General features: G+C 53.5%; 25 protein-coding genes, 1 other RNA gene and 3 pseudogenes. 15 read left to right on the plus strand and 14 right to left on the minus strand.

Annotated elements, in window-relative coordinates; genetic code table 11:
* Positions 1–7 precede the first annotated feature (7 nt).
* The 7 genes from rnc to rpoE form a co-directional block, all read right to left on the minus strand.
* A complete protein-coding gene (gene rnc / locus EPG66_RS10440; RefSeq protein WP_010257656.1) occupies positions 8–688 on the minus strand; it encodes a ribonuclease III in 681 nt (226 codons plus the stop codon).
* A gap of 131 nt (positions 689–819) precedes the next feature.
* A complete protein-coding gene (gene lepB / locus EPG66_RS10445) occupies positions 820–1,794 on the minus strand; it encodes a signal peptidase I (RefSeq protein ID WP_010257658.1) in 975 nt (324 codons plus the stop codon).
* A gap of 9 nt (positions 1,795–1,803) precedes the next feature.
* Positions 1,804–3,603, minus strand: coding sequence for a translation elongation factor 4 (gene lepA / locus EPG66_RS10450; RefSeq protein WP_010257661.1), 1,800 nt, complete (start codon positions 3,601–3,603; stop codon positions 1,804–1,806).
* Between the two features lie 218 nt (positions 3,604–3,821).
* Positions 3,822–4,286 (minus strand): SoxR-reducing system protein RseC, encoded by a 465-nt coding sequence (gene rseC / locus EPG66_RS10455; protein WP_010257664.1) that lies wholly within the window; start codon positions 4,284–4,286, stop codon positions 3,822–3,824.
* Positions 4,283–5,239, minus strand: a complete 957-nt coding sequence (gene rseB / locus EPG66_RS10460; protein ID WP_010257666.1) for a sigma-E factor regulatory protein RseB — start codon at positions 5,237–5,239, stop codon at positions 4,283–4,285. Before rseB ends, rseC begins: the two co-directional genes overlap by 4 nt.
* Positions 5,239–5,892: an anti-sigma-E factor RseA gene (rseA, locus tag EPG66_RS10465; RefSeq protein ID WP_010257667.1), complete on the minus strand. Its 654-nt coding sequence runs from the start codon at positions 5,890–5,892 to the stop codon at positions 5,239–5,241. Before rseA ends, rseB begins: the two co-directional genes overlap by 1 nt.
* 27 nt (positions 5,893–5,919) lie before the next feature.
* A complete protein-coding gene (rpoE, locus tag EPG66_RS10470) occupies positions 5,920–6,498 on the minus strand; it encodes an RNA polymerase sigma factor RpoE (protein ID WP_010257669.1) in 579 nt (192 codons plus the stop codon).
* A 415-nt stretch (positions 6,499–6,913) separates the two neighbouring features.
* On the opposite strand from rpoE, the gene nadB reads away from it, so the two are divergent.
* Positions 6,914–8,533, plus strand: coding sequence for an L-aspartate oxidase (gene nadB / locus EPG66_RS10475; protein ID WP_010671303.1), 1,620 nt, complete (start codon positions 6,914–6,916; stop codon positions 8,531–8,533).
* On the opposite strand, the gene trmN is transcribed toward nadB, so the two are convergent.
* Complete coding sequence (gene trmN / locus EPG66_RS10480) at positions 8,518–9,267, minus strand: tRNA(1)(Val) (adenine(37)-N(6))-methyltransferase TrmN (protein ID WP_083069256.1); 750 nt, start codon at positions 9,265–9,267, stop codon at positions 8,518–8,520. The genes nadB and trmN overlap by 16 nt on opposite strands.
* 165 nt (positions 9,268–9,432) lie before the next feature.
* On the opposite strand from trmN, the gene srmB reads away from it, so the two are divergent.
* Positions 9,433–10,761 carry an ATP-dependent RNA helicase SrmB gene (srmB, locus tag EPG66_RS10485; protein WP_010257676.1) on the plus strand — a complete coding sequence of 443 codons (1,329 nt, stop codon included), beginning with the start codon at positions 9,433–9,435 and terminating at the stop codon, positions 10,759–10,761.
* 217 nt (positions 10,762–10,978) lie between these two features.
* Here srmB and grcA read toward each other — a convergent pair whose 3' ends face one another.
* Entirely contained in the window at positions 10,979–11,362 is a 384-nt protein-coding gene (grcA, locus tag EPG66_RS10490) for an autonomous glycyl radical cofactor GrcA (RefSeq protein WP_010672180.1), read from the minus strand.
* 242 nt (positions 11,363–11,604) lie between these two features.
* Here grcA and ung point away from each other — a divergent pair, with 242 nt between their 5' ends.
* Complete coding sequence (gene ung / locus EPG66_RS10495; protein ID WP_069025295.1) at positions 11,605–12,285, plus strand: uracil-DNA glycosylase; 681 nt, start codon at positions 11,605–11,607, stop codon at positions 12,283–12,285.
* Positions 12,286–12,344: 59 nt separating this feature from the next.
* Here ung and grpE read toward each other — a convergent pair whose 3' ends face one another.
* Positions 12,345–12,926: a nucleotide exchange factor GrpE gene (gene grpE, locus EPG66_RS10500; protein WP_010257683.1), complete on the minus strand. Its 582-nt coding sequence runs from the start codon at positions 12,924–12,926 to the stop codon at positions 12,345–12,347.
* Positions 12,927–13,048: 122 nt separating this feature from the next.
* Here grpE and nadK point away from each other — a divergent pair, with 122 nt between their 5' ends.
* The 3 genes from nadK (at position 13,049) to bamE (ending at position 16,207) form a co-directional block, all read left to right on the plus strand.
* A complete protein-coding gene (gene nadK / locus EPG66_RS10505) occupies positions 13,049–13,927 on the plus strand; it encodes an NAD(+) kinase (protein ID WP_010257685.1) in 879 nt (292 codons plus the stop codon).
* 84 nt (positions 13,928–14,011) lie between these two features.
* Positions 14,012–15,673, plus strand: coding sequence for a DNA repair protein RecN (recN, locus tag EPG66_RS10510; RefSeq protein WP_182686701.1), 1,662 nt, complete (start codon positions 14,012–14,014; stop codon positions 15,671–15,673).
* Positions 15,674–15,859: 186 nt separating this feature from the next.
* Entirely contained in the window at positions 15,860–16,207 is a 348-nt protein-coding gene (bamE, locus tag EPG66_RS10515) for an outer membrane protein assembly factor BamE (protein WP_031594148.1), read from the plus strand.
* 95 nt (positions 16,208–16,302) lie between these two features.
* Here bamE and EPG66_RS10520 read toward each other — a convergent pair whose 3' ends face one another.
* Together EPG66_RS10520 and EPG66_RS10525 are read right to left on the minus strand one after the other, a co-directional pair.
* Positions 16,303–16,596, minus strand: a complete 294-nt coding sequence (locus tag EPG66_RS10520; protein ID WP_182686703.1) for an RnfH family protein — start codon at positions 16,594–16,596, stop codon at positions 16,303–16,305.
* Positions 16,589–17,023 (minus strand): type II toxin-antitoxin system RatA family toxin, encoded by a 435-nt coding sequence (locus tag EPG66_RS10525; protein ID WP_010257692.1) that lies wholly within the window; start codon positions 17,021–17,023, stop codon positions 16,589–16,591. Before EPG66_RS10525 ends, EPG66_RS10520 begins: the two co-directional genes overlap by 8 nt.
* A gap of 158 nt (positions 17,024–17,181) precedes the next feature.
* On the opposite strand from EPG66_RS10525, the gene smpB reads away from it, so the two are divergent.
* The 6 genes and pseudogenes from smpB to oxlT all read left to right on the plus strand — a co-directional run bounded on the left by smpB (position 17,182) and on the right by oxlT (position 21,962).
* Positions 17,182–17,664: an SsrA-binding protein SmpB gene (smpB, locus tag EPG66_RS10530; protein WP_010257694.1), complete on the plus strand. Its 483-nt coding sequence runs from the start codon at positions 17,182–17,184 to the stop codon at positions 17,662–17,664.
* A 43-nt stretch (positions 17,665–17,707) separates the two neighbouring features.
* Positions 17,708–18,069: a transfer-messenger RNA gene (ssrA, locus tag EPG66_RS10535) on the plus strand.
* Positions 18,070–18,209: 140 nt separating this feature from the next.
* Positions 18,210–18,891 (plus strand): annotated as a pseudogene (locus EPG66_RS10540) (primase-like DNA-binding domain-containing protein); the annotation flags it as partial.
* 233 nt (positions 18,892–19,124) lie between these two features.
* Complete coding sequence (locus EPG66_RS10545; RefSeq protein WP_182686705.1) at positions 19,125–19,847, plus strand: hypothetical protein; 723 nt, start codon at positions 19,125–19,127, stop codon at positions 19,845–19,847.
* A gap of 2 nt (positions 19,848–19,849) precedes the next feature.
* On the plus strand, positions 19,850–20,311 hold the full coding sequence (locus tag EPG66_RS10550) for a hypothetical protein (protein ID WP_182686707.1): 462 nt from the start codon (positions 19,850–19,852) through the stop codon (positions 20,309–20,311).
* Positions 20,312–20,687: 376 nt separating this feature from the next.
* The gene (gene oxlT, locus EPG66_RS10555; protein WP_182686709.1) at positions 20,688–21,962 is read left to right on the plus strand and encodes an oxalate/formate MFS antiporter; all 1,275 of its coding nucleotides are present in this window, start codon (positions 20,688–20,690) and stop codon (positions 21,960–21,962) included.
* Between the two features lie 134 nt (positions 21,963–22,096).
* Here the strand turns inward: oxlT and EPG66_RS23235 are convergent.
* Together EPG66_RS23235 and EPG66_RS23240 are read right to left on the minus strand one after the other, a co-directional pair.
* Positions 22,097–22,258: pseudogene (locus EPG66_RS23235) on the minus strand (hypothetical protein); the annotation flags it as partial.
* Positions 22,259–22,264: 6 nt separating this feature from the next.
* A pseudogene (locus EPG66_RS23240) lies at positions 22,265–22,399 on the minus strand (TonB-dependent receptor plug domain-containing protein); the annotation flags it as partial.
* Positions 22,400–22,543: 144 nt separating this feature from the next.
* Here EPG66_RS23240 and EPG66_RS10565 point away from each other — a divergent pair.
* Genes EPG66_RS10565 through EPG66_RS10575 form a run of 3 tightly spaced genes read left to right on the plus strand, consistent with a single transcriptional unit; the run spans position 22,544 to position 25,679 of the window.
* Positions 22,544–23,980 (plus strand): circularly permuted type 2 ATP-grasp protein, encoded by a 1,437-nt coding sequence (locus EPG66_RS10565; protein WP_045139728.1) that lies wholly within the window; start codon positions 22,544–22,546, stop codon positions 23,978–23,980.
* On the plus strand, positions 23,974–24,900 hold the full coding sequence (locus tag EPG66_RS10570) for an alpha-E domain-containing protein (RefSeq protein ID WP_031594064.1): 927 nt from the start codon (positions 23,974–23,976) through the stop codon (positions 24,898–24,900). The genes EPG66_RS10565 and EPG66_RS10570 overlap by 7 nt, the downstream gene beginning before the upstream one ends.
* Positions 24,897–25,679: a transglutaminase family protein gene (locus tag EPG66_RS10575; RefSeq protein WP_031594063.1), complete on the plus strand. Its 783-nt coding sequence runs from the start codon at positions 24,897–24,899 to the stop codon at positions 25,677–25,679. The genes EPG66_RS10570 and EPG66_RS10575 overlap by 4 nt, the downstream gene beginning before the upstream one ends.
* Positions 25,680–25,702: the final 23 nt, after the last annotated feature.

Below are 25,702 nucleotides of genomic sequence, written 5' to 3' on the forward strand. Positions count from 1 at the left end.
GACAGATCTATTCAAGACCTAATTTTATCAGTGCCTGTTCAGCCGCTGCCTGCTCAGCTTTACGACGGCTGGAGCCGACGCCGACAACCGGCTCGGCCATGCCACTCACCTGACAGTGGATGGTGAATTCCTGATCGTGGGCTTCGCCACGTACCTGTACCACCAGATAACTTGGCAGTGGCAGATGACGTCCCTGCAGATACTCCTGCAGGCGCGTTTTCGGATCTTTTTGTTTGTCGCCAGGACTGATTTCGTCGAGGCGGGTCTGATACCAGTCGAGGATCAGCTGCTCTACCCGCTCGATACTGCTGTCGAGGAAGATACCGCCAATCAGCGCTTCCACCGTATCCGCCAGGATCGATTCACGACGGAAACCGCCGCTTTTCAGCTCACCGGGTCCCAGGCGCAGGCACTCGCCAAGATCAAATTCGCGTGCCATTTCAGCCAGCGTGTTGCCCCGCACCAGCGTGGCGCGCATGCGGCTCATGTCACCTTCATCAACCCGCGGGAAGCGGTGATAAAGGGCATTAGCAATCACATAGCTAAGAATAGAATCGCCAAGAAATTCCAGGCGTTCGTTGTGCTTACTGCTGGCGCTGCGGTGAGTCAGGGCCTGCTGTAACAGTTCCGAATGAGTAAAAGTGTAGCCCAGTTTGCGCTGAAGCTTGTTAATCAGGATGGGGTTCATGCGATTCCAGTTCTTTGTTGCGTCTGTGACTCTGCATACCAAACGGGGCTGGTAATCCAACACGTTCCGTTTGGTGTGCAGTGGCCTCCCTGAGGAGGCCACCCGATTTGCCTGTTAATCAGACAATAATGTTAGTGGATACCACCGATGCGACTGAATCGCACGCCGGTTGGCCACTGGCCTTCTTGTTTCTCAAAGCTCATCCAGATAGCGACCGCTTTACCGACCAGATTACGCTCCGGGACAAAGCCCCAGTAGCGGCTGTCGGCGCTGTTATCACGGTTGTCGCCCATCATGAAGTATTGCCCTTTCGGCACGACCCAGCTCGCCTGCGGCTGACCCGGCTGCTGATAATACATGCCTGCCTGACTCTGCGCTTCGTTTACCAGCAGAATGTCATGCGTCACGTTACCAATTGTCTCTTTGCGGGTTCCCAGGCGCAAACCACCGCGCAGGGTATCGCCCTGCGGCACCTGATAAAAACCGTTGCCAGTTTCGTTGCCATCAAAGCCGCTAAAGGTCTGAACAAAGTTGCTTGGCTCAACGTCGGTGTAAGTTACCGCTAACGCTGTGTCACAGGCTTTATCATCGGAGCAGGTCGGTTTCACCGTCAGCGTTTTGCTGTAAGGATCATAAATGACTTTGTCGCCCGGCAGGCCGATAACGCGCTTAATGTAATCCAGGCTCGGATCTTTCGGGTATTTAAATACCGCGATATCGCCGCGCTTCGGCTGACCGGTTGGGATCAGCGTCGTCTGGGTGATCGGATCCTTGATGCCGTAAGCAAACTTCTCCACCAGGATAAAGTCACCAATCAGCAGCGTCGGCATCATCGAGCCAGAGGGAATCTGGAACGGTTCGTAGATAAACGAACGCACGATGAAAACCACGGCCAGCACCGGGAACACAGATGCGGTGGTTTCAACCCAGCCTGGCTTAGCAGCGACCTTCGCCAGCGTTTTGCTGTCGAGCGCGTTACCGGTCTGGGCCTGAGCCTCAGCCTGTTTCGCGCGACGCGCGGGTGCCCATTTAAAACGATCAATTACCCATACGATGCCAGTAATCAGCGTCGCTATCGCCAGAATCAGGGCGAACATATTAGCCATTGGAAATCCTTATTTGCTGTCCTTACCGACATGCAGAATGGCGAGGAACGCTTCCTGTGGCAGCTCAACGTTACCAACCTGCTTCATTCGCTTCTTACCATCTTTCTGTTTCTGCAACAGTTTCTTCTTACGGCTGACGTCACCGCCATAACACTTGGCGAGAACGTTTTTACGCAGCTGTTTCACCGTTGAACGCGCGATAATGTGGTTGCCGATGGCAGCCTGAATCGCAATATCAAACTGCTGACGCGGGATGAGCTCTTTCATTTTCTCAACCAGATCGCGTCCGCGATAAGGCGCGTTGTCACGGTGGGTAATCAGCGCCAGCGCATCCACACGTTCAGAGTTAATCAGTACGTCGACGCGTACCATGTCTGAAGGCTGGAACCGTTTAAAGTTGTAATCCAGCGAGGCATAACCGCGCGAGGTTGATTTCAGACGGTCAAAGAAGTCGAGTACCACTTCAGCCATCGGAATTTCGTAAGTCAGTGCTACCTGATTGCCGTGGTAAACCATGTTGGTCTGCACGCCACGCTTCTCAATACAGAGCGTGATAACGTTGCCCAGATATTCCTGCGGCAGCAGCATGTGACATTCGGCAATCGGTTCACGCAGCTCTTCGATATTGTTCAGTGCCGGCAGCTTGGATGGGCTGTCGACATGAACGATTTCGCCGCTGGTGGTCACGACTTCATACACCACCGTCGGTGCAGTAGTGATCAGATCGAGATCGTATTCGCGCTCCAGACGCTCCTGGATGATCTCCATGTGCAGCAGACCGAGGAAGCCGCAGCGGAAACCAAAGCCCAGCGCCGTTGAGCTTTCTGGCTCATAGAACAGCGAGGCGTCGTTCAGGCTCAGCTTACCGAGCGCATCACGGAACGCTTCATAGTCGTCAGAGCTGATAGGGAACAGACCGGCGTAAACCTGTGGCTTCACTTTTTTAAAGCCTGGCAGCGCTTTGTCTGCCGGGTTACGTGCGGTAGTCAGCGTATCGCCCACGGGTGCGCCGAGGATATCTTTAATGGCGCAGACCAGCCAGCCTACTTCACCGCAGTTCAGCTCATTACGATCAACCCGTTTCGGGGTAAAGATACCCAGGCGGTCAGCGTTATAAACCTGGCCGGTGCTCAGGACTTTGATCTTGTCGCCTTTGCGCATGGTGCCGTTTTTCACGCGCACCAGGGAAACAACACCCAGGTAGTTATCGAACCAGGAGTCGATAATCAGTGCCTGCAGCGGCGCTTCCGGATCGCCTTCAGGCGGCGGAATGTCGCGCACTAAGCGTTCCAGCACTTCCGGAACGCCGACGCCGGTTTTGGCTGAGCAGCGCACCGCGTCAGTCGCATCAATGCCGACGATATCTTCAATTTCCTGCGCGGCGCGATCGGGATCGGCAGCAGGCAGGTCAATTTTGTTCAGAACCGGCACCACTTCCAGATCCATCTCCATCGCGGTGTAGCAGTTCGCCAGTGTCTGCGCTTCAACACCCTGACCGGCATCCACCACCAGCAGCGCGCCTTCGCAGGCGGCCAGTGAGCGGGAAACTTCATAGGAGAAGTCTACGTGGCCTGGGGTATCGATGAAATTGAGCTGGTAAGTTTGGCCGTCTTTCGCGTGGTAATCGAGTGTGACGCTCTGTGCTTTGATGGTGATGCCACGTTCACGCTCCAGATCCATAGAGTCAAGAACCTGCGCAGCCATTTCACGAGCGGTGAGGCCGCCGCAAATCTGAATCAGGCGGTCAGAGAGCGTAGATTTGCCATGGTCGATATGAGCGATGATGGAGAAATTTCTTATGTGCTTCATTTATTGGGATATCTTCGCTTAAAATTCAGTTGAAAACCTGAGCACAGACACATTCAGGAAGATCGCTCTTTACCCACAATCCTGTCAGCCTCATTAATGACGACGCATATTACACTGTTAACGCCGCGCATAAAAGAATGGAACGTGGTGGAAGCGAAACAGATATCTGCGCGAGGCAGAACAGACAAAGGCCGCGGGATGCGCGGCCTGGACGTGCGTTACGCTTCGCTTTCAACACGCAGCGCATCGGGAGGCAAGGCGATGTTCAGAATGACCGGCTGAAAGGCTTCTCTATCGCCGAATTTCATTGAAACGCCCTTGGCGACAATAAAGCCCCCGATACCGCCCAGCAGCGCACCGCAGGCGGCGGCCAGATCGCTGCTGAACAGCGCCTGAAACAGCCCGGAAACCAGGAACAGGCCAAACAGCGGCGTCATGTAGACCAGCAACGCTGAACCCAGCAGGCTGCTCTCTTTGATACCGAGTTCGATCCGCTGCCCCGGCTGCAGCGGCTTGCTGCTGGCGATCTGCATCACATGGGCATTCTTCGGACCGAGCTTATTCAGCATATGGCTGCCACAGCCTTTACGCGCCTGGCAGCTGTTACAGGAGGTTTTAGCTTCGGTGTGCAGCGTGGCGATGCCATCCTGCCATGCCACCACGGTGGCCCATTCTCTCATCATTTTTGTGACCCCAGGTCGATGCTGTCCGCAATACGTTTTGCGGTAGAGGGCGGTAATTCGCCGATCACCGCTATTTCGTTATTATTGCGCACAACGGTCTGGACCGTACGACGCCCAGTGCGCAATGTCTGCGTTGTGCTGGTTTTATCGGCCGGCGTCACGTTGATCGCGAAACTAAACAGGCCATCGCTGTAGAGCTTCGATTCCATATTTTTGTTCAGACCGGGTAGCGTGCGACGATTCTGCGACACCAGCGACATACCGGCAGGTATCCAGCCAGGCTGCCAGGTGAGCGTGACCGCATCCCCTTTCGGCACCGAAAGCGACGGAGGCAGATTGGCTTTCTCCAGCCCCTGCATCAGATTACGCACCCCTTCGTCCACCGCAAAGCTGATGACGCGGAACTGTTCCAGCGTTTCGCCATCACGATCGAGCAGGTCGATGCGCAGCGGCAGCTTGGTGTCCACATCCAGCCAGACCACATAGCTGTAACGAGTACCATCGCGTGAAACGATGCGCAACACATCACACATCTGATCGGCAATGCGCGAGCGGCCTACGGTAATAAAATCATAGGCTGTAGCAAGCTTGGTGAAGTCAGCAAAAATCACCGACGGCAAAGCATCGATAATGTGATTGCCGGGGAGCGAAAAGGGATCGAGGCCGGGTTCGAAGTAACTGATATCGTTGCCGCGCTGGATCACTTCCCGACGTGGCCCGTCCATCTGCAACAGCTGCGCGAATATCCGGTTATCGATTACAGCATGACGATAACGCAGCGATTCGATACCGATGCGGGAGACGTTGATATAGGCGAATTCGTAGTTGAGGTTCTGACTTGCCTGCTCCATCTGCTGCAATAGCGCCCCGGACGCAGAAGGTTGCGCCGGGGCGGCAGATGACCACAACAGGCTGCCTGTCAGCAGGCTAACAGCATACCAAAGCGGCTTCATTACTGCTGTTGCTGTCCTAATGATTGATTTCCGGGAACATCAACCTGCGCCTGTTTTGGCGCAGTGGTTTCAAACTGCAGCTGGTCAGCGTGCAGGCGACGTTGCAGTTCGTAATCCTGCAGCATGGCATTTACGCGACGACGCTGGTCCTGAACCTGCTGGTTAGAACTGTTGGTGTCAAATGCATCAGACGGTACGCCCAGGCTCACCGGAGACGCTTTGCCCATCATCGGCATCGTATTGAACACCGGAGAGTCAGAGGTCTGTGTGGCGCTGCCCTCTGGCTGGTTATAGTGCTGAACGCCTACGATCACGGCCAGTGAAACACAGGCAGCGACACCGACCTGGGTCAGTTGCGCAGCCCACGGGCGCGCTTTTTTCCAGAACGGCATTTTTTCCCAGCGGGAAGGTTCTGGCTGAGCTTCAGGGATCAGCGTTGTAACCGTACGCAACGGTTCTTTTTCGATGGCAGCAGCGACGCGCGCAGAAATATCAAAATGCAGGACATCGCCCACATCACCGCGCATGGTATCGCGAATGAGATGATAGCTTGCCCAGCTTTTCTGTAATTCTGCGTCCTTAGACAAGGCGGAAAACAGCTCGTTATCTAAGGTCTCACCATCCATTAAAGCGGAAAGTTTTTCTTTCTGCATGCCTATGTACCCTTCCAGTAGCCGTTATCACTGACGTTGGATAAGCGGTTGAACTTTGTTATCAATGGCCTCTCGCGCACGAAAGATACGTGATCGAACAGTGCCTACCGGGCAATCCATAATGACGGCGATCTCTTCATAACTCAGACCGTCCAGTTCCCTGAGGGTGATTGCCATACGCAAGTCCTCGGGTAGCGCCTCGATGGTACGAAAGACAATTTGTTTCAATTCTTCTGACAACATTAAGTTCTCAGGGTTCGAAATTTCTTTTAATGCACCCGCACTTTCGAAATTTTCTGCGTCAATAGCATCCACATCGCTGGATGGCGGACGACGCCCCTGAGCAACCAGGTAATTTTTCGCTGTATTAACCGCAATGCGGTACAGCCAGGTATAAAACGCGCTATCACCCCGGAATGAATCCAGTGCGCGATACGCTTTAATAAACGATTCCTGTACTACATCAGGTACGTCGCCCGAGGGAACATAGCGTGAAACCAGGCTCGCCACTTTATGCTGGTAACGAATCACCAGTAAGTTGAAAGCTTTTTGATCTCCCTTCTGTACGCGCTCGACAAGGACCTGGTCCGTCAACTGCTCGCTCATCCGAGGTAATGTCTCCCCAAATTTTTCATACGCATAAAAGTAACTGCCAGCACATCTCATGGTTCTGAGCAAGCATGCGCTTAGAGTTGTGATGTGGTGCGAAGTTCACTTCTCGCCCTGATATTTACCGCTCCAATGGACATTACACAGGTTCTTCGTTTTCGTTCAGTGTAAGGAGCGTAAATCGCAGGCAGAGTAACCTATGACAACAGCTTTTTCATCATTAAATCCTTTAGGTTTAATAAGTTTGCTATAAAAAACCGCGACAAAACCAACCCGGTTTTAACTCACTGATATTAAGTAACTTTGGGAAATCATCAGACAAAAACCTGCGCCAGATGTTTAAAATACTTCACAGCAACCCCCATTGCGCTTATGCTCAGGCCTATTCTTGTTTAGTAAATTAAACATTATGATGAATGCGAACCCGGATTATCAGTGTGATGTACTCATTGTGGGCAGCGGTGCTGCTGGCCTGTCGCTGGCGTTGCGGCTGGCAAAACAGTATCAGGTGACAGTTCTCAGTAAAGCGCAGGTCAATGAGGGGTCAACCCTTTATGCCCAGGGCGGTATTGCTGCGGTGTTTGATGAGACTGACAGCATCGAGTCGCACATCGAAGATACGCTGATTGCCGGAGCAGGATTATGCGATCGTGAAGCCGTCTCGTTTATCGCCAGTAATGCCCGGCATTGCGTGCAGTGGCTGATCGACAACGGTGTCGCCTTTGATCTCGATCCGCAGGCGGCCGGCGACATGCGTTATCACCTGACGCGGGAAGGCGGCCACAGTCATCGCCGTATCCTGCACAGCGCTGACGCCACCGGCCATGCGGTTGAAACGACGCTGGTAAGCCAGGCGTTGAGCCATCCCAACATCCGGATTCTGGAACGCACCAACGCGGTCGATCTGATTCTTTCAGATAAAATCGGCCTGCCAGGCCCACGCCGTGTAGTAGGCGCGTGGATCTGGAACCGCAATCGCGAACAGGTGGAAACCTGTCGGGCACGGGCCGTGGTGGTTGCAACCGGTGGTGCCGCCAAAGTCTATCAATATACGACTAACCCCGACATCGCCTCCGGTGACGGCATCGCGATGGCCTGGCGTGCCGGCTGCCGGGTTGCCAATCTGGAATTTAATCAGTTCCACCCGACCTGCCTGTTTCATCCGCAGGCGCAGAATTTCCTGTTAACCGAAGCGTTACGCGGAGAAGGTGCCTGGCTGTTGCGTCCCGATGGCAGCCGTTTCATGCCCGATTTCGATGAGCGTGCCGAACTCGCCCCGCGCGATATCGTCGCCCGGGCCATCGATCATGAGATGAAGCGGCTGGGCGTTGACTGTATGTATCTGGATATCAGCCATCAGCCTGAGGAATTTGTTCGCGCGCACTTCCCGATGATCTATGAGAAGTTGCTGACCTTTGGTTTTGACCTCACCAAAGAACCTATCCCGATTGTGCCTGCCGCGCACTACACCTGTGGCGGCGTGGTCGTTGATCAGCACGGCCAGACCGACGTCAGTGGCCTCTATGCCATCGGTGAGGTGAGTTATACCGGCCTGCATGGCGCTAACCGCATGGCATCCAATTCGCTGCTGGAGTGTCTGGTTTATGGCTGGTCCGCCGCAGAGGAGCTGATTCGCACCCTGCCCGCCATCGAAGCCGTTACTGCGCTACCCGCATGGGATGAAAGCCAGGTCGATGACGCCGATGAGCGCGTGGTGATCCAGCATAACTGGCACGAGCTGCGGTTATTCATGTGGGATTACATGGGAATCGTCCGCACGACCCGGCGGCTGGAGCGGGCGCTGCGTCGCATCAACCTGCTTCAGCAGGAGATCGATGAATATTATCGTCATTTCCGCCTCTCCAATAACCTGCTGGAGCTACGGAATCTGGTGCAGGTCGCTGACCTGATGGTGCGCTGTGCGCTGGAGCGAAAAGAGAGTCGCGGCCTGCACTATATCCGCGACTACCCGGATTTACTGCCCGAGGCGCGGCCAACCATCCTGACGCCGCCGGACTACATAAAAAGATAGAACTCCCGCGTCAGGCTACACCACTCATCAGAATAGCGGGTGTCCGGCGTGCGGATAGCAAGGCGCTCCAGCAGGTTTTCCCCGGCCTGCGGCGACAGCCCCAGCAGGACGCGGTGCGGCGGACGATGGGCATATTCCGCCACGTCCAGCCGGAAACGCAGGTGCCAGCCATCCGCCTGCGCCAGGGCGATGAATTCCTGGCCGGTCGCGGTGGGCAGCACCACGCAGAACATCCCCTCTTCTTCAATCAGTAATGCAGCACTGCGCAACAGTGTCTGATGATCGAGCGAGGCAGTCGCACGGGCGCTGTCCCGTGCCGCAGTAGAACAGGCCACGCCAGGTGCAAAATAAGGCGGATTGCTGACGATTAGCGAGTAACGTTTATCGCACTCTTCAGCCCAGTCGGCGATATCACGCTGATGTACCTGAATACGTTCAGGCCACGGCGACTGCTGCACATTCTCCTGCGCCTGAAGCGCGGCTTGCGGTTCTAGCTCAACCGCATCGATGTTGACCGGCGACGGCGTACGCTGCGCCAGCATCAGCGCGATAAGCCCGCTGCCGCTGCCAATATCCAGAATACGTTTTACCCCGGCAACCGGCGCCCAGGCCCCAAGCAGAATGGCATCGGTGCCCACTTTCATCGCACAGCGATCGTGCGCGACAAAAAATTGTTTAAAGGTAAAACCGTTCTTGTTTAACTGTGGCCGTTCACGCGGCTTATCCTGCATCATTCGTCACTACCATCGTTTTTTTCCTGCCGTACGGCAGCGCATGAGTGTAACGTGACAACAGAGGGAATTCACGCGGCAGACAATCCCAGGCGCAGCCGAAACGGATTAACAGATGAAGATTCAGTCTGATCTGTCTATAATCAGCGCCCCAAACTGAGGTAGACCATGACAGTAACCACATTTTCCGAACTCGAACTCGACGAAAGCCTGCTACAAGCGTTGCAGGAAAAAGGCTTTACGCGCCCAACAGTGATCCAGGCTGCTGCAATTCCGCCCGCGCTGGAGGGCCGTGACGTTCTGGGTTCGGCACCTACAGGGACCGGGAAAACCGCCGCGTATCTGTTACCGGCGTTGCAGCACCTCCTTGATTTTCCGCGTAAGAAATCTGGCCCGCCACGCATCCTGATTGTGACTCCGACCCGCGAACTGGCGATGCAGGTCGCCGATCATGCGCGTGAGCTGGCGAAACATACCCATCTGGACATCGCCACCATCACTGGCGGCGTGGCCTATATGAACCATGCCGAAGTGTTCAGCGAAAACCAGGACATCGTGGTCGCCACCACCGGCCGTCTGCTGCAGTACATCAAAGAAGAGAACTTTGACTGCCGCGCAGTAGAAACCCTGGTGCTGGATGAAGCGGACCGCATGCTCGATATGGGCTTTGCCCAGGATATCGAAACCATCGCGGCTGAAACGCGCTGGCGCAAGCAAACCCTGCTGTTCTCGGCCACGCTGGAAGGCGACAATATCCGTGACTTCGCCGAGCGTCTGCTGAACGATCCGGTTGAGCTGGAAGCGGACCCAAGCCGCCGTGAGCGCAAAAAGATCCAGCAGTGGTACTACCGCGCTGACGATCTGCAGCATAAGACCAAATTACTGATCCATCTGCTGAAACAGCCGGATGTGACGCGCAGCATCGTCTTCGTGCGTAAGCGTGAACGTCTGCATGAGCTGGTGAGCTGGCTGCACGAAGCGGGGATTCGTAGCAGCTATCTTGAAGGCGAAATGGTGCAGGCAAAGCGTAACGAAGCGATTAAACGTCTGAGTGAAGGCCGCGTTAACGTGCTGGTTGCGACGGATATTGCCGCGCGCGGTATTGACGTTGAAGATGTCAGTCACGTCTTCAACTATGACATGACGCGCACCGCCGATACTTATCTGCACCGCATCGGGCGTACCGGTCGTGCGGGCCGTAAAGGCATCGCCATCTCACTGGTTGAAGCGCACGATTTCGTGCTGCTGGGCAAAATCACCCGCTATGTGAACGAGCCGATCAAAGCGCGCGTGATTGATGAGCTGCGTCCTGAGACGCGGGCGCCAAGTGCTAAAACGACCGGCAAACCGTCGAAAAAGGTTCTGGCGAAGCGTGCAGAGCAGAAAGCCAGTGAAACAGAAAAACCGCGTGTGAAAAAACGCCATCGTGATGCCAAAAATGTCGGCAAACGCCGCAAGGCAAGCGGCAGTACGCCAGCTAACGAGAATGCGGAATAAATCATCGCAGCCATAAAAAAATCGCCTCACAGGAGGCGATTTTTTTTATCTGATAATCAGTAACAGCCCTTTCACAAACTTTTGGCTGCCAGAGCGCTTTCTTCATGACACTGGCATCAGCGTGCCGGGCAGTTAATTGTTTATCTTATTCATAATATTAATAAAAATTGCTGTGTGCGCTTTGCGCTAATTTTCAGCAGCCGCTAACTCAGGCTGCTCAAAGACTTTCAGTAAAGGTACGAGTAATCACGTCGCGCTGCTGCTCAGGCGTCAGTGAGTTAAAACGCACGGCATAGCCTGAAACACGGATAGTCAGCTGCGGATAGTTTTCAGGATGTTTAACTGCATCTTCCAGCGTTTCGCGACGCAGAACGTTGACGTTCAGATGCTGTCCACCTTCAACACGTACCTGAGGTTTGATTTCAACCGGCACTTCACGGTAAGCGAATTCGCCCAGCTCGCTGATGGCGACAACCTGATCTTCTTCGTAGCCCGCTTTTGCACACAGGCAACGCGCTTCGGCTTTCTCTTCGTCCAGCAGCCAGAAGGAGTTCAGTAGTTGTGAATTGTTTGATTGAGTGATCTGGATACCAGTGATCATGATTGCGTCTCCCGGGTAATACGTGGATAAATCAAATTTGAGGCCCCGGTATATCACCTTTGATTTCGGACAGTTTTGACTTGTATCAATATTAATCAGGCATTCCGGCCGCTTTTAAGCTAACCCGTTGATCTCAATACCCCTGCCACCTAAACTTAATTTGTATTATTCAAATTATTTTTGCCTTCAGGTCAGCGGCAGGAACCGCTAAGCTTATGGCACTAACGTTAAGGGAGTTAAACATGGCTGAAAAGCTGACCTGGCACGACGTGCTGGCTGAAGAGAAAGAGAAACCCTATTTTATCGAGACGCTGAAGCAGGTCGCCGATCAACGCGCCGCAGGTGTCACGGTCTATCCGCCGCAGAAAGATGTCTTCAACGCCTTTCGCCTGACGGAGCTGGGCGACGTCAACGTCGTGATACTCGGTCAGGATCCCTATCACGGGCCTCATCAGGCGCACGGCCTGGCCTTCTCGGTACTGCCCGGCGTCCAGGTGCCGCCATCTCTGCAGAATATCTACAAAGAGCTGATGCAGGATATTCCAGGTTTTCAGAAGCCAAATCATGGCTTTCTTGAGAGCTGGGCAAAACAGGGCGTGATGTTGCTGAACACCGTGTTGACGGTTGAGGCGGGCAAAGCGCATTCCCATGCGCGATTTGGCTGGGAGACTTTTACGGATAATGTGATTGCGGCGATTAACCAGCACTGTGAAGGGGTGGTTTTTCTGCTGTGGGGTTCACATGCGCAGAAGAAAGGCAGCATTATCGATCGCCAGCGCCATCACGTGTTGCAGGCACCGCATCCCTCGCCGCTCTCCGCGCACCGTGGCTTTTTCGGCTGCAAACACTTTTCAACAACCAATGAGCTGCTGAGCGCTGCCGGTAAAAAGCCGGTGGACTGGACGCCGGTTTTACCTGACTGACGCCAGAAAGCACACGGCCGCGTCAGTGCGCGGCCGTGTAACGGGATTCAGGCGTTGAATCAGCTTTTCGCTTTGGAAACCGCAACCATCGCCGGGCGCAGCAGGCGACCATTCAGCGTATAGCCACGCTGCATGACCAGCATGACATGGTTAGGCTCAAACTCTTCAGACTCCATCATCGACATCGCCTGATGCACTTCCGGGTTAAATGGCACGCCGGTTTCGCCGACCACTTCAACACCGAATTTACGCACGGCGCCCAGCAGGCCTTTCAGGGTCAGTTCAATCCCTTCAATCATCGAAGCCAGCTGTGGGTCCTCTTTGTTCGCCACTTCCAGCGCACGTTCGAGGCTGTCGATCACCGGCAGCAGTTCGTTGGCAAACTTCTCAAGCGCAAATTTGTGCGCCTTCTCAACGTCCATCTCGGCACGACGACGAATGTTCTCAATCTCTGCCTGCGCACGCAGCTGGGCATCGCGCACACCGGTCTGTGACTGCGCTAATTCAGCTTCGAGCTGAGCAATACGCTCATCACGCGGATCCACCTCTGCCGCTGTCTCCGCTTCCTGAGGTTGCTGCTGATCCTGCTGAATTTCGTCTGAGACTTGCTCGTTTGGGGTGTTCTGTTCTTTACTACTCATGAATTTCTCCGCGTTTTGCACATTCATTTCGCTGGTTGGCTTATTATGGGGATTGGTATGACGGATTCAAGGGAACCTATCACATTGCCTTACCGTTTTGGCTTATAAGGAACACCGACCAGATGAACAAACACTTTAACTGCATTGGTATTGTGGGTCATCCGCGCCATCCCACCGCGTTAACCACGCATGAGATGCTCTGGCGCTGGCTGACAGCCAAAGGTTATCAAGTGATCGTTGAGAAGCAAATTGCGCAGGAGCTGTCGCTTCACGACGTTCAGACGGGCACGCTGGCGGAGATTGGTCAGCAGGCTGATTTAGCGGTCGTGGTGGGCGGTGATGGCAATATGCTGGGCGCAGCGCGGGTACTGGCGCGCTACGACATTAAAGTGATTGGGATTAACCGCGGTAATCTCGGCTTTCTTACCGACCTTGACCCGGACAATGCGCAGCAGCAGCTGGATGAGGTGTTGCAGGGCAACTATTTCGTCGAGAGCCGCTTTCTGCTGGAAGCGCAGGTGTGCAAATCTGACTGCTCGCCGCGCATTGGCTCCGCTATCAACGAAGTGGTGCTGCATCCCGGCAAAGTCGCGCACATGATCGAATTTGAAGTCTATATCGATGAAGTGTTCGCCTTCTCCCAGCGATCGGATGGGCTGATTATCTCAACCCCCACCGGCTCGACCGCCTATTCACTCTCTGCGGGCGGCCCGATTCTGACGCCGTCACTCGAAGCAATCGTGCTGGTGCCGATGTTCCCGCATACGCTGTCAGCGCGGCCATTGGTGATCAACAGCAGCAGTACCATCCGTTTGCGCTTTTCATCGCGCCGCAGCGACCTGGAAATCAGCTGTGACAGCCAGATTGCACTGCCGATTCAGGAAGGCGAAGATGTACTGATACGACGCAGCGCCAATCACCTGAACCTGATTCACCCCAAAAACTACAGCTATTTCAATACGCTGAGTTCAAAACTGGGCTGGTCAAAAAAATTGTTCTGAAATGCGGCCTCCCCTCTTTACTGGATAAAAAACCAGTTTATACTGTATGAAAAACCATATGTGTTTATTCATACAGGTGAACCTATGCTGGCCCAACTGACCATCAGTAATTTCGCTATCGTTCGTGAGCTCGACATTGATTTTCAACGCGGCATGACAGCAATCACTGGTGAGACCGGTGCCGGTAAGTCTATCGCGATTGATGCGCTGGGGTTATGTCTGGGTGGTCGTGCTGATGCCGACATGGTGCGTCAGGGCGCCAGCCGGGCTGACCTCTGCGCCCGCTTCCAGCTTAAGTCCTCCCCTTCTGCTCAGCGCTGGCTGATTGATAATCATCTGGACGATGGCAATGAATGTCTGCTACGCCGGGTTATCAGCGTTGACGGACGTTCCCGCGGCTTTATCAATGGCACAGCAGTGCCGCTCTCTCAGCTGCGCGATCTTGGCCAGTTATTGATTCAGATCCACGGCCAGCATGCCCATCAGCTTCTGCTCAAACCAGACCACCAGAAACATCTGCTGGATGCCTATGCCGGTCACGACGATCTGCTGCAGCAAATGCGCGCCAGCTATCAGACCTGGCATCAGAGCTGCCGCACCCTGGCGCTGCATCAGCAGCAGGCGCAGGAGCGCGAATCCCGCCGCGAGCTGTTGCAGTATCAGCTGAAAGAGCTGAACGACTTCGCTCCGCAGCAGGGTGAATATGAGCAGATCGACGAAGAGTATAAGCGTCTGGCCAACAGCGGACAGCTGCTGTCGACCAGCCAGCAGGCACTGCAACTGTTAGCTGACAGCGATGATAATAATCTCAACAGCCTGCTCTATAGCGCGCGTGAAATGATTTCAGAACTGACCTCGCTGGATGAGAAACTGAACGGTGTACATAACCTGCTGGAAGAGGCGGCGATTCAGCTGAGCGAAGCCAGCGATGAGCTGCGCCACTACTGCGACAGCCTCGATCTGGATCCTAACCGCTTGTATGAACTGGAACAGCGTATTTCGCGCCAGATCGCCTTAGCCCGTAAGCATCACGTCACCCCGGAAGGGCTGCCTGAACTGCATCAGCAACTGCTGGCAGAAGCGGAACTGCTGTCTCAGCATGAGAGCGATCAGGAGAGCCTGCAATTACTGGTGGGTGAACACTATCAGGCAGCGCTGCAAAGCGCAGAGCAGCTGCACCAGCAGCGCAGCCACTATGCCGATGAGTTGCAGCTGCTGATTACCCAGAGTATGCATCTGCTCTCGATGCCGCATGGTCAGTTTAAAATCGCGCTGACCTTCAATCCGGATCAGCTGACCGCAGACGGTGCGAGCCGCGTTGATTTTCAGGTGACGACTAACCCAGGTCAGCCACTTCAGCCGCTGGGTAAAGTCGCTTCGGGCGGTGAACTGTCACGTATCGCCCTGGCGATTCAGGTGATCACCGCGAAGAAAATGGAAACGCCGGCGATGATTTTCGATGAAGTGGATGTCGGGATCAGCGGCCCGACCGCCGCTGTGGTCGGTAAACTGTTGCGTCAGCTGGGCGAATCGACTCAGGTGATGTGTGTAACCCACCTGCCGCAGGTTGCCGGTTGTGGTCATCAGCATTTTTATGTCAGCAAAGAGACTGATGGTGCGATGACCGAGACCCATATGCAGCCGCTGGACAAGCGTGCACGTCTGCAGGAACTGGCGCGACTGCTGGGTGGCAGCGAGGTCACACGTAACACCCTGGCCAACGCAAAAGAACTTTTAGCCGCATAGCAGCGCACTTTTTTAACCGGCTGGGGTCATAAGCTTGCTCTGTAGAGGTTTCCAATAGCGAAAAGGTTTATTATCATCGGCACTTATGTCGCCAAAGTAATAAAGCCTGCCGCAGGCAGAGTTCAGATTTTGATGGCAAGAAAACCGCCTGTAAAAGGCGTTTGGCCCCGGAAAAGGAATGTATAGATGCGCTGTAAAACGCTGACTGCCGCGGCAGTAGTAATGTTGATGATGACCGCCGGATGTTCCACCTTAGAGCGCGTGGTCTATCGTCCTGATATCAACCAGGGTAACTATCTGGTAGCCAACGACGTAGCCAAGATCCATACCGGTATGACACAGCAACAGGTGGCTTACACGCTCGGTACGCCGATGATGAAAGACCCGTTTGGCAGCAACGTATGGTATTACGTTTTCCGTCAGGAGCCAGGTCATGAGCGCGTGAAGCAGCAGACGCTGACGCTGAACTTTGATGGTAACGGTGTTCTGACTAACATCGACAATAAGCAGAACCTGGTCAGCAACAGCGACTGATTGAACGGAAGACCGTTTAAACGGCAGACAGCAAAAAGGCGCACTGAGCGCCTTTTTTTATGCCCGCTATCCACTGAGCCTGACAGGATAACGGCTTATTTTTTGCTTTCTGCCGCTCGCTCTGCGCGCTGACGGCGCAGCTCTTTGGGATCGGCAATCAGCGGACGATAGATCTCAATACGATCGCCCTCATTAACCTCATCACCCAGCTTCACAGGCCGACTGTAGATGCCGACTTTGTTACTGCTGAGGTCAATCTCCCGACGCAGTTCCAGTAGCCCTGACTTGTGGATGGCCTGCTCTACCGTGCTGCCCTGCTCCACTTTCACGTAAAGCTGATACTGTTTTTCAGGTAAGGCGTAGGCCACCTCAACGGAGATCTCAGGCACTGTAGACCTCTTTGGCACGCTGAGTGAAAGCCTGCACCATGCTGTTGGCAAGCTCTTTGAAGATACGTCCAAAGGCCATCTCTACCAGCATGTTGGTGAATTCAAACTCCAGGCTTAATTCAACCTTACAGGCGTCATCGCCCAGCGAGACGAACTTCCAGCCGCCGGTCAGCTTGCGGAACGGTCCATCAACCAGTTGCATATGGATGCTCTGGTTATCTGTCAGGGTATTGCGGGTGGTAAATGTCTTGCTGATGCCCGCTTTCGACACATCCACGGACGCAGTCATCTGATTATCTGACGCATCCAGCACGCGGCTTCCGGTGCAACCCGGCAGGAATTGCGGATAGGCATCCACATCATTTACAAGTTTGTACATCTGCCCGGCACTAAACGGGACCAGCGCCGAACGACTAATCTGAGCCATAATGGTTCCTGTTCATCACGAAACCGCTGAATAATAGCATTTTCAGCGATTAAACAAAAATGCCCCCGAGTGAGGGTGTGCTAGAATATCCCGTTTCCTGCCGCCCCGCTGGACTGGGGATGCGATAACCGACTAAGTGATGTAAAATACGCCGCACTATGACAAAGAAAAAAGCACACAAACCCGGTTCTGCCACTGTTGCCATGAACAAACGCGCCCGTCACGAGTACTTCATTGAAGAGGAGTACGAAGCGGGATTGTCGTTACAAGGATGGGAAGTTAAGTCACTTCGTGCTGGTAAAGCCAACATCAGCGACAGCTATATTCTGCTGCGCGATGGCGAAGCCTTTCTGTTCGGTTCAACCTTTCAACCCTTAGCCGTTGCCTCCAGTCACGTGGTCTGTGACCCGACGCGCAGCCGTAAGCTGCTGCTGAAGCAACGTGAACTCGACTCCCTGTATGGCCGCGTCAACCGCGAAGGCTACACCATCGTGGCGCTGTCGCTGTACTGGAAGAACGCCTGGTGCAAACTGAAGATTGGTGTTGCACGCGGTAAAAAAGAGCACGACAAGCGCGATGATATCAAAGACCGCGAATGGCAATTAGACAAAGCACGTATCATGAAGAATTCAAAGCGTTAAGCACTGGATTTTGAGTTGTTTTGTTGTTAGTATTTGAAGTTCTGGGGCTGATTCTGGACTCGACGGGATTGTGAAGCCTTAGGAGCATGCCGAGGGGCGGTTTGCCTCGTAAAAAGCCGCAAAAAAATAGTCGCAAACGACGAAAACTACGCACTAGCAGCTTAATAACCTGCTTAGAGCCTTCTCTCCCTAGCTTCCGCTCTTAAGACGGGGATCAAGAGAAGTCAAACCCAAAAGAGATCGCGTGGATGCCTTGCCTGGGGTTGAAGCGTTAAATCCAATCAGGCTAGTCTGTTAGTGGCGTGTCTGTTCGCAGCTAACCGGCGAATGTAAAAACTGACTAAGCATGTAGTGCCGACGGTGTAGTAATTTCGGACGCGGGTTCAACTCCCGCCAGCTCCACCAAATTCTTGGTTGATGGTTACCAGAACCATCATCGAAGTCCTGAGAGCCCGCAAGGTGAAAGCCTTGCGGGCTTTTTTGTGTTTGTGATTAGCCGAAGTCATCCAAACCAATTCGGTAATTTTGTAGCAGTGACGGTGCGCATCAAAGCCATTAACGGCGGCGATACTTTGTCCGTAAATCCGAAGTACTGCGACGCCTACTCAACGCACATTCCGGCGGTAATTCTGGCGGTAAACAACAACCCGATGCGCTTCACCGACCGCAGCGGGGGCGTATCACGCCGCCGGGTGATCCTGCACTTCCCGGAAATCATCCCGGAAGACGAGCGCGACCCGCAGCTGAAGGAAAAAATCAGCGGTGAGCTGGCCGTTATCGTGCGCCAGCTGATGCAGCAGTTCAGCCAGCCAGCCAGCCAGCCAGCCAGCCAGCCAGCCACAGGATGCAAGGGCGTTGCTTCAGTCGCAGCAGAACTCTGACGAGGCGATGCGCATCAAGCGCGATGCGGATCCGATGGTGGACTTCTGCAGCTACCTGATCACGACGCCGGAGCCAAACGCGCTTTACATGGGGAACGCCAGCATCAGGCCGCTTCAGCCCAGGCGTTACCTTTATCAGGCCTGTCTGGCCTATATGGAAGGCAACGGATACAAGAATCCGCTCAGCATGAAGATGTTCGGCCTGTTGCTGGAAAGCATTATGCGGGAGTACGGACAGCATTACATTAAGCGGCGGACAAAGCTGGGGATGCAGACCAACCTTTACCTGGCGAAAGAAAGCAGCACCGACTGGCTGCCGAAGTGCGACGATCCGGCAGCAGCCTGACTACCCGAACCGGCGAAAGCCGGTTTTTTTTACGCTCATGCTTCATCGCGGATGAAGGATATCCGTAATACCATACCCACCCATAACAATTTAAGTTATTGTTTATTAATGCAAAAACTCAAAGATGAATAGTGTGAAAGATTTTCTATAAAATCATTTTTAACAGGATGATTTGATTTTTGATCCCCAGCTTGTTTTGGTACAGTCAGGCAAATGCGGGAAATGGAGTAAAAATGGACACTTCTTTTTTGAACTCAATGGATAGTCGCGGACGCGAGCGATTTGAAGAAGCTGTTAATGCGCTTCAGGGGGATGTTTCAGCGGCAGCGGCCCGGCTTTCAGTAGATCCTCGTTTACGTCTTGAATATTCAAAGCGCATTAAAGAAATGGCTGAAGACCTCAGATCACGGGCTAATATCGGCCTCATCACATGGGAACAGGCTGCACGTGAGGCCCACGAAACTCGAAACCTGATAATGGATATGGTCCGATCGAGAAGTACTCCGCTGGGCCGTGCAATGGCAGAGCAGATGAAATCATCTGGCAAAACGCTGAATGAGTTAGTAGCAAAAAAAGCAACTTCACTTTTCGGTCCCACGGCCAATTTTAATACCCTTTCTGAAACGCAAAAAAATCAGGTTTATGCCAGCATTGTTGAATCAGCTGGTAAATCCAACCCGCAAGTTAATCTGAGGATGATGCGGCTTTCCCGCGCAGGAAAAGGACTAATAGTACTTTCTATTGCCATCTCCTTTTATGAAATCTATACAGCTGAGAACAAGGTTTCAGAAATGGGGAGACAGCTGGCTATTAACGGTGCGGGCATTGCGGGAGGAGCTGCTGGCGGAGCGATGGCTGGGTTAATGTGCGGTCCGGGTGCGCCAGTCTGCGTTGTCCTCGGTGGATTTGTGGGAGGCGCAGTCGCTGCGTGGGAGATGGGACGTATATGGAGATAAGTATGCAGCCGGTTAATACAGTAACTTTGATTGAAAACAGTCCGGCGACTGAATTTAAACAAGCGAAGTCAGAAGTGATTGTTGCAGGGAAAACAACCGGTGTTATTGTTTCCGGCCATGTACTGGAGGCGGCAGTTCAGGTTGATAATGACCGCTACCTTATTTTCACCACGGATGATGTAATTTATGAAGAACTTCTTACGGTAACGCTGATTAGTCTCAATGATGGCGTTCTTGAATCTTTGCAGTTAGGTAATGAATATTCCTCCGGTTTTTTTGAAAAGCTCAGTACAAGCCGTGAAAGCGTTCACTTTCACTTTATTGATGATGCAGTCTGGACGATAAAGGTTTCCGATTCACCGCGTTTACGTCTTCCCTTCTTTTCAGATCCACGCGGTGTTAAGCGAACATCAGGCTTAAAAACTTATATGACAATCATGGCAGAACCATCATCGAAGTCCTGAGAGCCCGTAAGGTGAAAGCCTTGCGGGCTTTTTTGTACCCCCAATCCGAGAATTTCAGGCACCTGGTCAACTTTTCGACAAACGTCATTAGTGCATTATCCCGGAAATCAAAATGTACCGGATTGCTTTTCGGGCCATCACCCCTCTTCCCACGCACCATCTCAGCGCACTGTTTTTTTGCAGCCCATAACATTTACTCCCACCACCATTCCATTACCAGTTGAATTTAATGCCTTTTTTAAACTGGCACACATCCTGCTTTTGGCTTTACGTATACATCTGCGTGTCAGGATGAAGGTTTCGGGGATGGAGCATTAGCAGGTAATGCGACAAAAAAGTGGTTAAGCAGAGCAAAGCGTAATTTTGGAGACAGACAATGGCCTCGATGAGCGAACCGGTGGTAATAGCGAAACACAGCAAATGGGTACAGCTTCTGCTTGGATTACTTTGCATGGCGTCAATTTCCAGTCCGCAGTATGTCTGGACGCTGTTAACCAAACCTATGATTGCTAAACTCGGCGTCGGGCTGGCGGAACTGCAGGTAACGTTCTCGCTGCTGATTATTCTGCAGACATTTTTCTCACCCTTCCAGGGTCGACTGGTAGAGCGTTTTGGTCCACGTCTGCTGATCTCTATCGGTACACTAATGGCAGGTTTTAGCTGGGTAATCGCCGCCCGGGTCAATAGCCTGACTTCACTGTATCTGGTCTATGGCTGTCTTGGCGGACTGGGTACGGGTATTGTTTATATCGGCGTGGTGGGACTGGTAATGAAGTGGTTTCCACAGCAGCGCGGTTTTGCCGCCGGAACCGTGGCGGCGGGCTACGGCATGGGGGCAATTTTTACCACCTTCCCGATTTCCATTTCTCTAAACAGCTACGGGCTGGAACAGACAATGACCATATTTGGCCTGCTCTTTGCCGCCGTGGGTCTTCTCGCCAGTCAAAGCCTGAGACTGCCTGAAACCAGCATGACGATGTCGGTCAGCAAAATACCGTCGCCTGTGCCGGACCAGCGCCAGTTCAGGTCCGGGGAAATGCTGCGCCAGCCACTGTTCTGGCTGATGTTCATCATGATGACCATGATGTCGACATCGGGACTGATGGTAACCTCGCAGATGGCGATTTTTGCCGAAGACTTCGGCATCAGCAAGGCGGTAATTTTCGGTATGGCCGCGCTGCCCCTGGCGCTGACTATCGACCGTTTCACTAACGGTTTAACACGCCCACTGTTTGGTTTTATTTCTGACCGCTACGGCCGCGAAAATACTATGTTTGTTGCCTTCGCGCTGGAAGGTGTTGCGATGACGCTGTGGCTTGCCTGCCGCGAAGATCCGTTGCTATTCGTACTGCTTTCAGGCGTAGTGTTCTTTGGCTGGGGTGAAATCTTCTCGCTGTTCCCATCCACACTGACCGACACCTTTGGCAGTGAAAATGCTTCAGCGAACTATGGTTGGTTGTATATTTCACAGGGTATCGGCGCAATCTTTGGCGGTCCGCTGGCGGCACTGATGTATCAGCACACCCATAACTGGCACCTGGTCTTTAGCTGCGCTATTACCTTCGACTTTATCACCGCCGGTCTGGCGTTATGGGTGCTCAAGCCCTGGCGTACGCGATTCTTGCACGCGCAAAATAATCTTTCACACTGATTATCGGGTAGTGAACAAAGCTCGTAAAACAGCTTCCCCACTTCGTGCAGTGCCAGTGAAAATATCCCGTCAGTCAGATTGCGGACACAGAAAACAGCCGGGACCTCAACCGTCCCGGCCAGAACATTACGCCAGAAACTATAATCAACCGCAGCGAAATATCTGCTGCCATCTTCGTTATAGCTATAGTCGCCACGGTTGAGATTTTTATCGGTCAGATTCAAAACCCCTGCGCGGATCTTTACCGTTTTACTCACCTTATACGACCCGCCTGTATTCCAGATGGAGTATCCGCCCAGCGCATCGGAGTCGTATAAGGACGACATTATCCCGCGCACCACTTCGATACGTTTGATCGATTCCGCGGGGATCCAGCTCATATCGGAATCGTTATGGCGAAGGTGGTTTTTTGTCCACCACGGCACATTTAGCGCCATATTAAGACACTCCCGCGCCGGGCCTGCACCAAAAAAGGGCTTTGGACGTTGCAACACTACGGCTCTGCACCGTTTCGCTTCTTCAGATGCTGGCACACTTTATGCTTGGGTAGATTGACAGCCTTTAACGTCTGCGAGGTGACGATGCTGAATATCAATCTCTCCGCTTCACCCTTTTTTGATGAGATGCTTCTGGCTGAAGGTGAGCACCGTGACCACTACGCCGCCTACTGGCAATGGCTGCAACAGGCTGATCACCTGGCTATACAGCGCAAGCGGGAAGAAGCCGCCCTCCTGTTTCACCGGGTAGGTATTACCTTCAATGTCTACGATGACGATAATGGTGCTGAGCGGTTGATCCCGTTCGACAGCGTGCCACGTATTATACCGGCCGCCGAATGGGCCATGCTCGATGCCGGCATTCGCCAGCGTGTGCAGGCACTCAATGCCTTCCTCTACGATATCTACCATGAACAACATATTCTGAAGGCGGGAATCATTCCGGCAGAACAGGTTCTGGCTAACGAACAGTATCAACCCTGTATGCAAGGCGTTGATCTCCACCGTGATATCTATGCGCATATTGTTGGCGTAGATATGGTGCGCAACAGTGATGGCGAATATTACGTCCTGGAAGATAACCTGCGTACCCCCTCCGGCGTCTCCTATATGCTGGAGAACCGTAAAATGATGATGCGGCTCTATCCGGAACTCTTTGCGCAGCAACGCATTGCTCCCGTAGAACGCTATCCGTCGCATCTTTTACAAACGCTTCGCGAAAGCTCACCCATTAACGATCCCACCGTGGTGGTATTGACCCCAGGCCGCTTTAACAGCGCTTACTTCGAACACAGCTTCCTGGCCCAGCAGATGGGCGTTGAACTGGTTGAAAGCGCCGATCTGTTCGTTAAGGATGGCATGCTGTTCATGCGCACGACTGCCGGGCCATGCAGAATACATGTGATCTATCGTCGGGTTGATGACGCCTTCCTCGATCCGCTGGCATTCCGCCCGGACTCCATGCTCGGCGTTCCGGGACTGCTGTCGGTTTACCGGGCTGGCAATGTCGTCCTGGCCAATGCCATCGGCACTGGCGTGGCTGATGACAAATCTATCTACCCCTATGTACCGGATATGGTGCGCTTTTATCTGCAGGAAGAACCGATCCTCAACAACGTGCCAACCTGGCAGTGCAGACATAAAAATGAGCTGTCGTATGTGCTGGCCAACCTCGAAAAAATGGTCGTGAAAGAGGTTCACGGTGCTGGCGGTTACGGCATGTTGATTGGACCCGCCGCGAACAAAGCTGAGCTCGCCCACTTCCGTGACCTGTTGCTGGCTCGTCCGCAGAATTATATCGCGCAAAACACGCTGGCGTTGTCCACCTGTCCCACTTTTGTCAACGACGGACTGGCACCACGTCATATCGACCTCCGACCCTTTGCGCTGAGTGGTGCGGAGATTCGACTGGTGCCCGGCGGCCTTACCCGCGTAGCGTTGACGGAAGGTTCGTTGGTCGTCAATTCTTCACAGGGCGGCGGAACCAAGGACACCTGGGTACTGGAGGATGATATATGCTAAGCCGGACGGCCAGTGAACTCTATTGGATGGCCCGCTATCTGGAGCGGGCAGAAAATATCGCCAGGGTACTGGACGTCACCAACAAGCTGTCGATGATGCCAATCCGCAACGGGGGTAATCATGATCTGCTGGTACCGCTCAACCTGACCAGTACCAGCGAGTTGTATGCTGAGACCAACCCGACACTGACGATGCCCAATCTGGTCAGTTTTTTCGCCCTGGATAGCCGGAATTACAGCAGCATTTTTAGTTGTCTGCAGATGGGCTGGAACAACGCGCATGCGGTACGTGGCAGCCTGTCATCCGAAGTCTGGGAATGTATCAATGCCACCTGGATCGCGATGAAATCGATACGCCGTCAGGGCATAGGCTCAGACGGTGCCGATGCCTTCTTTGACTGGGTGAAAGAGCGATCTCATCTGTTCCGTGGTGCCATGTTCGGTACCCTGCTCCGCAGCGACGCGATGCACTTTATTCGTCTCGGGACGCTGCTGGAACGGGCTGATGGCACCGCCCGTCTGCTGGAGGTGAAAAACAGGCTGATGGATATTGATGACGATCCGGTGCGCGAATATTACCGCATGGACACACTGCTGCAGGCGGTAAGCGCGCGCGAAGCCTACCATAGTATTTATAAGCAGCCGCTGAGCCGGGAGACCATCGCCGAACTGATGATCCTGCGCAACGAGCTGCCGCGTTCGTTGCTGGCGTGTATCAACGATATGGTTCAGCAACTGGAGCTGATAGGTGGCCGTGCAAACCAGCCACGCCGCCTGGCGCACATCCTGCACGCCGAGCTGCGCTTTAGTTCCATGAAAGACCTCAGCAGAATCGGGCTGAACAACTGGCTGGAAGCCTTTCTCGCCCAGTTAAACGAGATCGCCGAAAGTATTCATCACACTTATCTGGAGGCGCAATGAAACTTAGCATTGAGCACAACACGCATTATCGCTACGACCAGGCGGTGCAACGGAGTATCCAGTACCTGCGGCTGACGCCTCAGGAATCGCCTCATCAACGCATACTATCCTGGGAACTGACCTTACCGGATAAGGCGGTTTGCACCACTGATGCCTTCGGCAACATCATGCATGTGCTGACACTCGATGAACCGCATGAGTCCATTACCATTCAGGCACATGGCGTGGTGGAGATTGAACACGGCATTGAAGATCAGGCGCAGGGGCATTTGTCGCCGCTAGTTTTCCTGCGCCACAGTCCGCTAACCCAGCCCGATACGGCGATTCAGGCTTTTGCCCTGCGCTATTATCAACCCCAGGCAATTCTGACCACCCTGGAAAATCTGATGGGAGACCTGCTGCTCAGGATGCCTTACACCCCTGGCTCTACCCTTGTGACCGACAGTGCCGCTGAGGCTTTCGCCGCCGGTAGCGGAGTGTGCCAGGATCATACTCATGTCTTTCTGAGCTGCTGCCGTAGCCTGAATATACCGGCACGCTACGTCAGCGGTTACCTGCACAGCAAAGATTCTGCACATGTCGCGACCCATGCCTGGGCCGAAGTCTGGGTGGAAGACCGCTGGCACTGCTTTGACATTACCAACAATACCCGTATACCTGATCAACATCTTAAGCTTGCTGTGGGTATTGATTACCTGGATGCCTGTCCGGTGCGCGGTTTACGCATTGGCGGTGGATACGAAGATATGTGCGCGATTGCCGCCGTACAAATGATGTAGATTGACCTGTAGCGACTTGCTGA

It is taken from the genome of Pantoea pleuroti (genome assembly GCF_014156615.1).
Lineage (GTDB): Bacteria > Pseudomonadota > Gammaproteobacteria > Enterobacterales > Enterobacteriaceae > Pantoea > Pantoea agglomerans.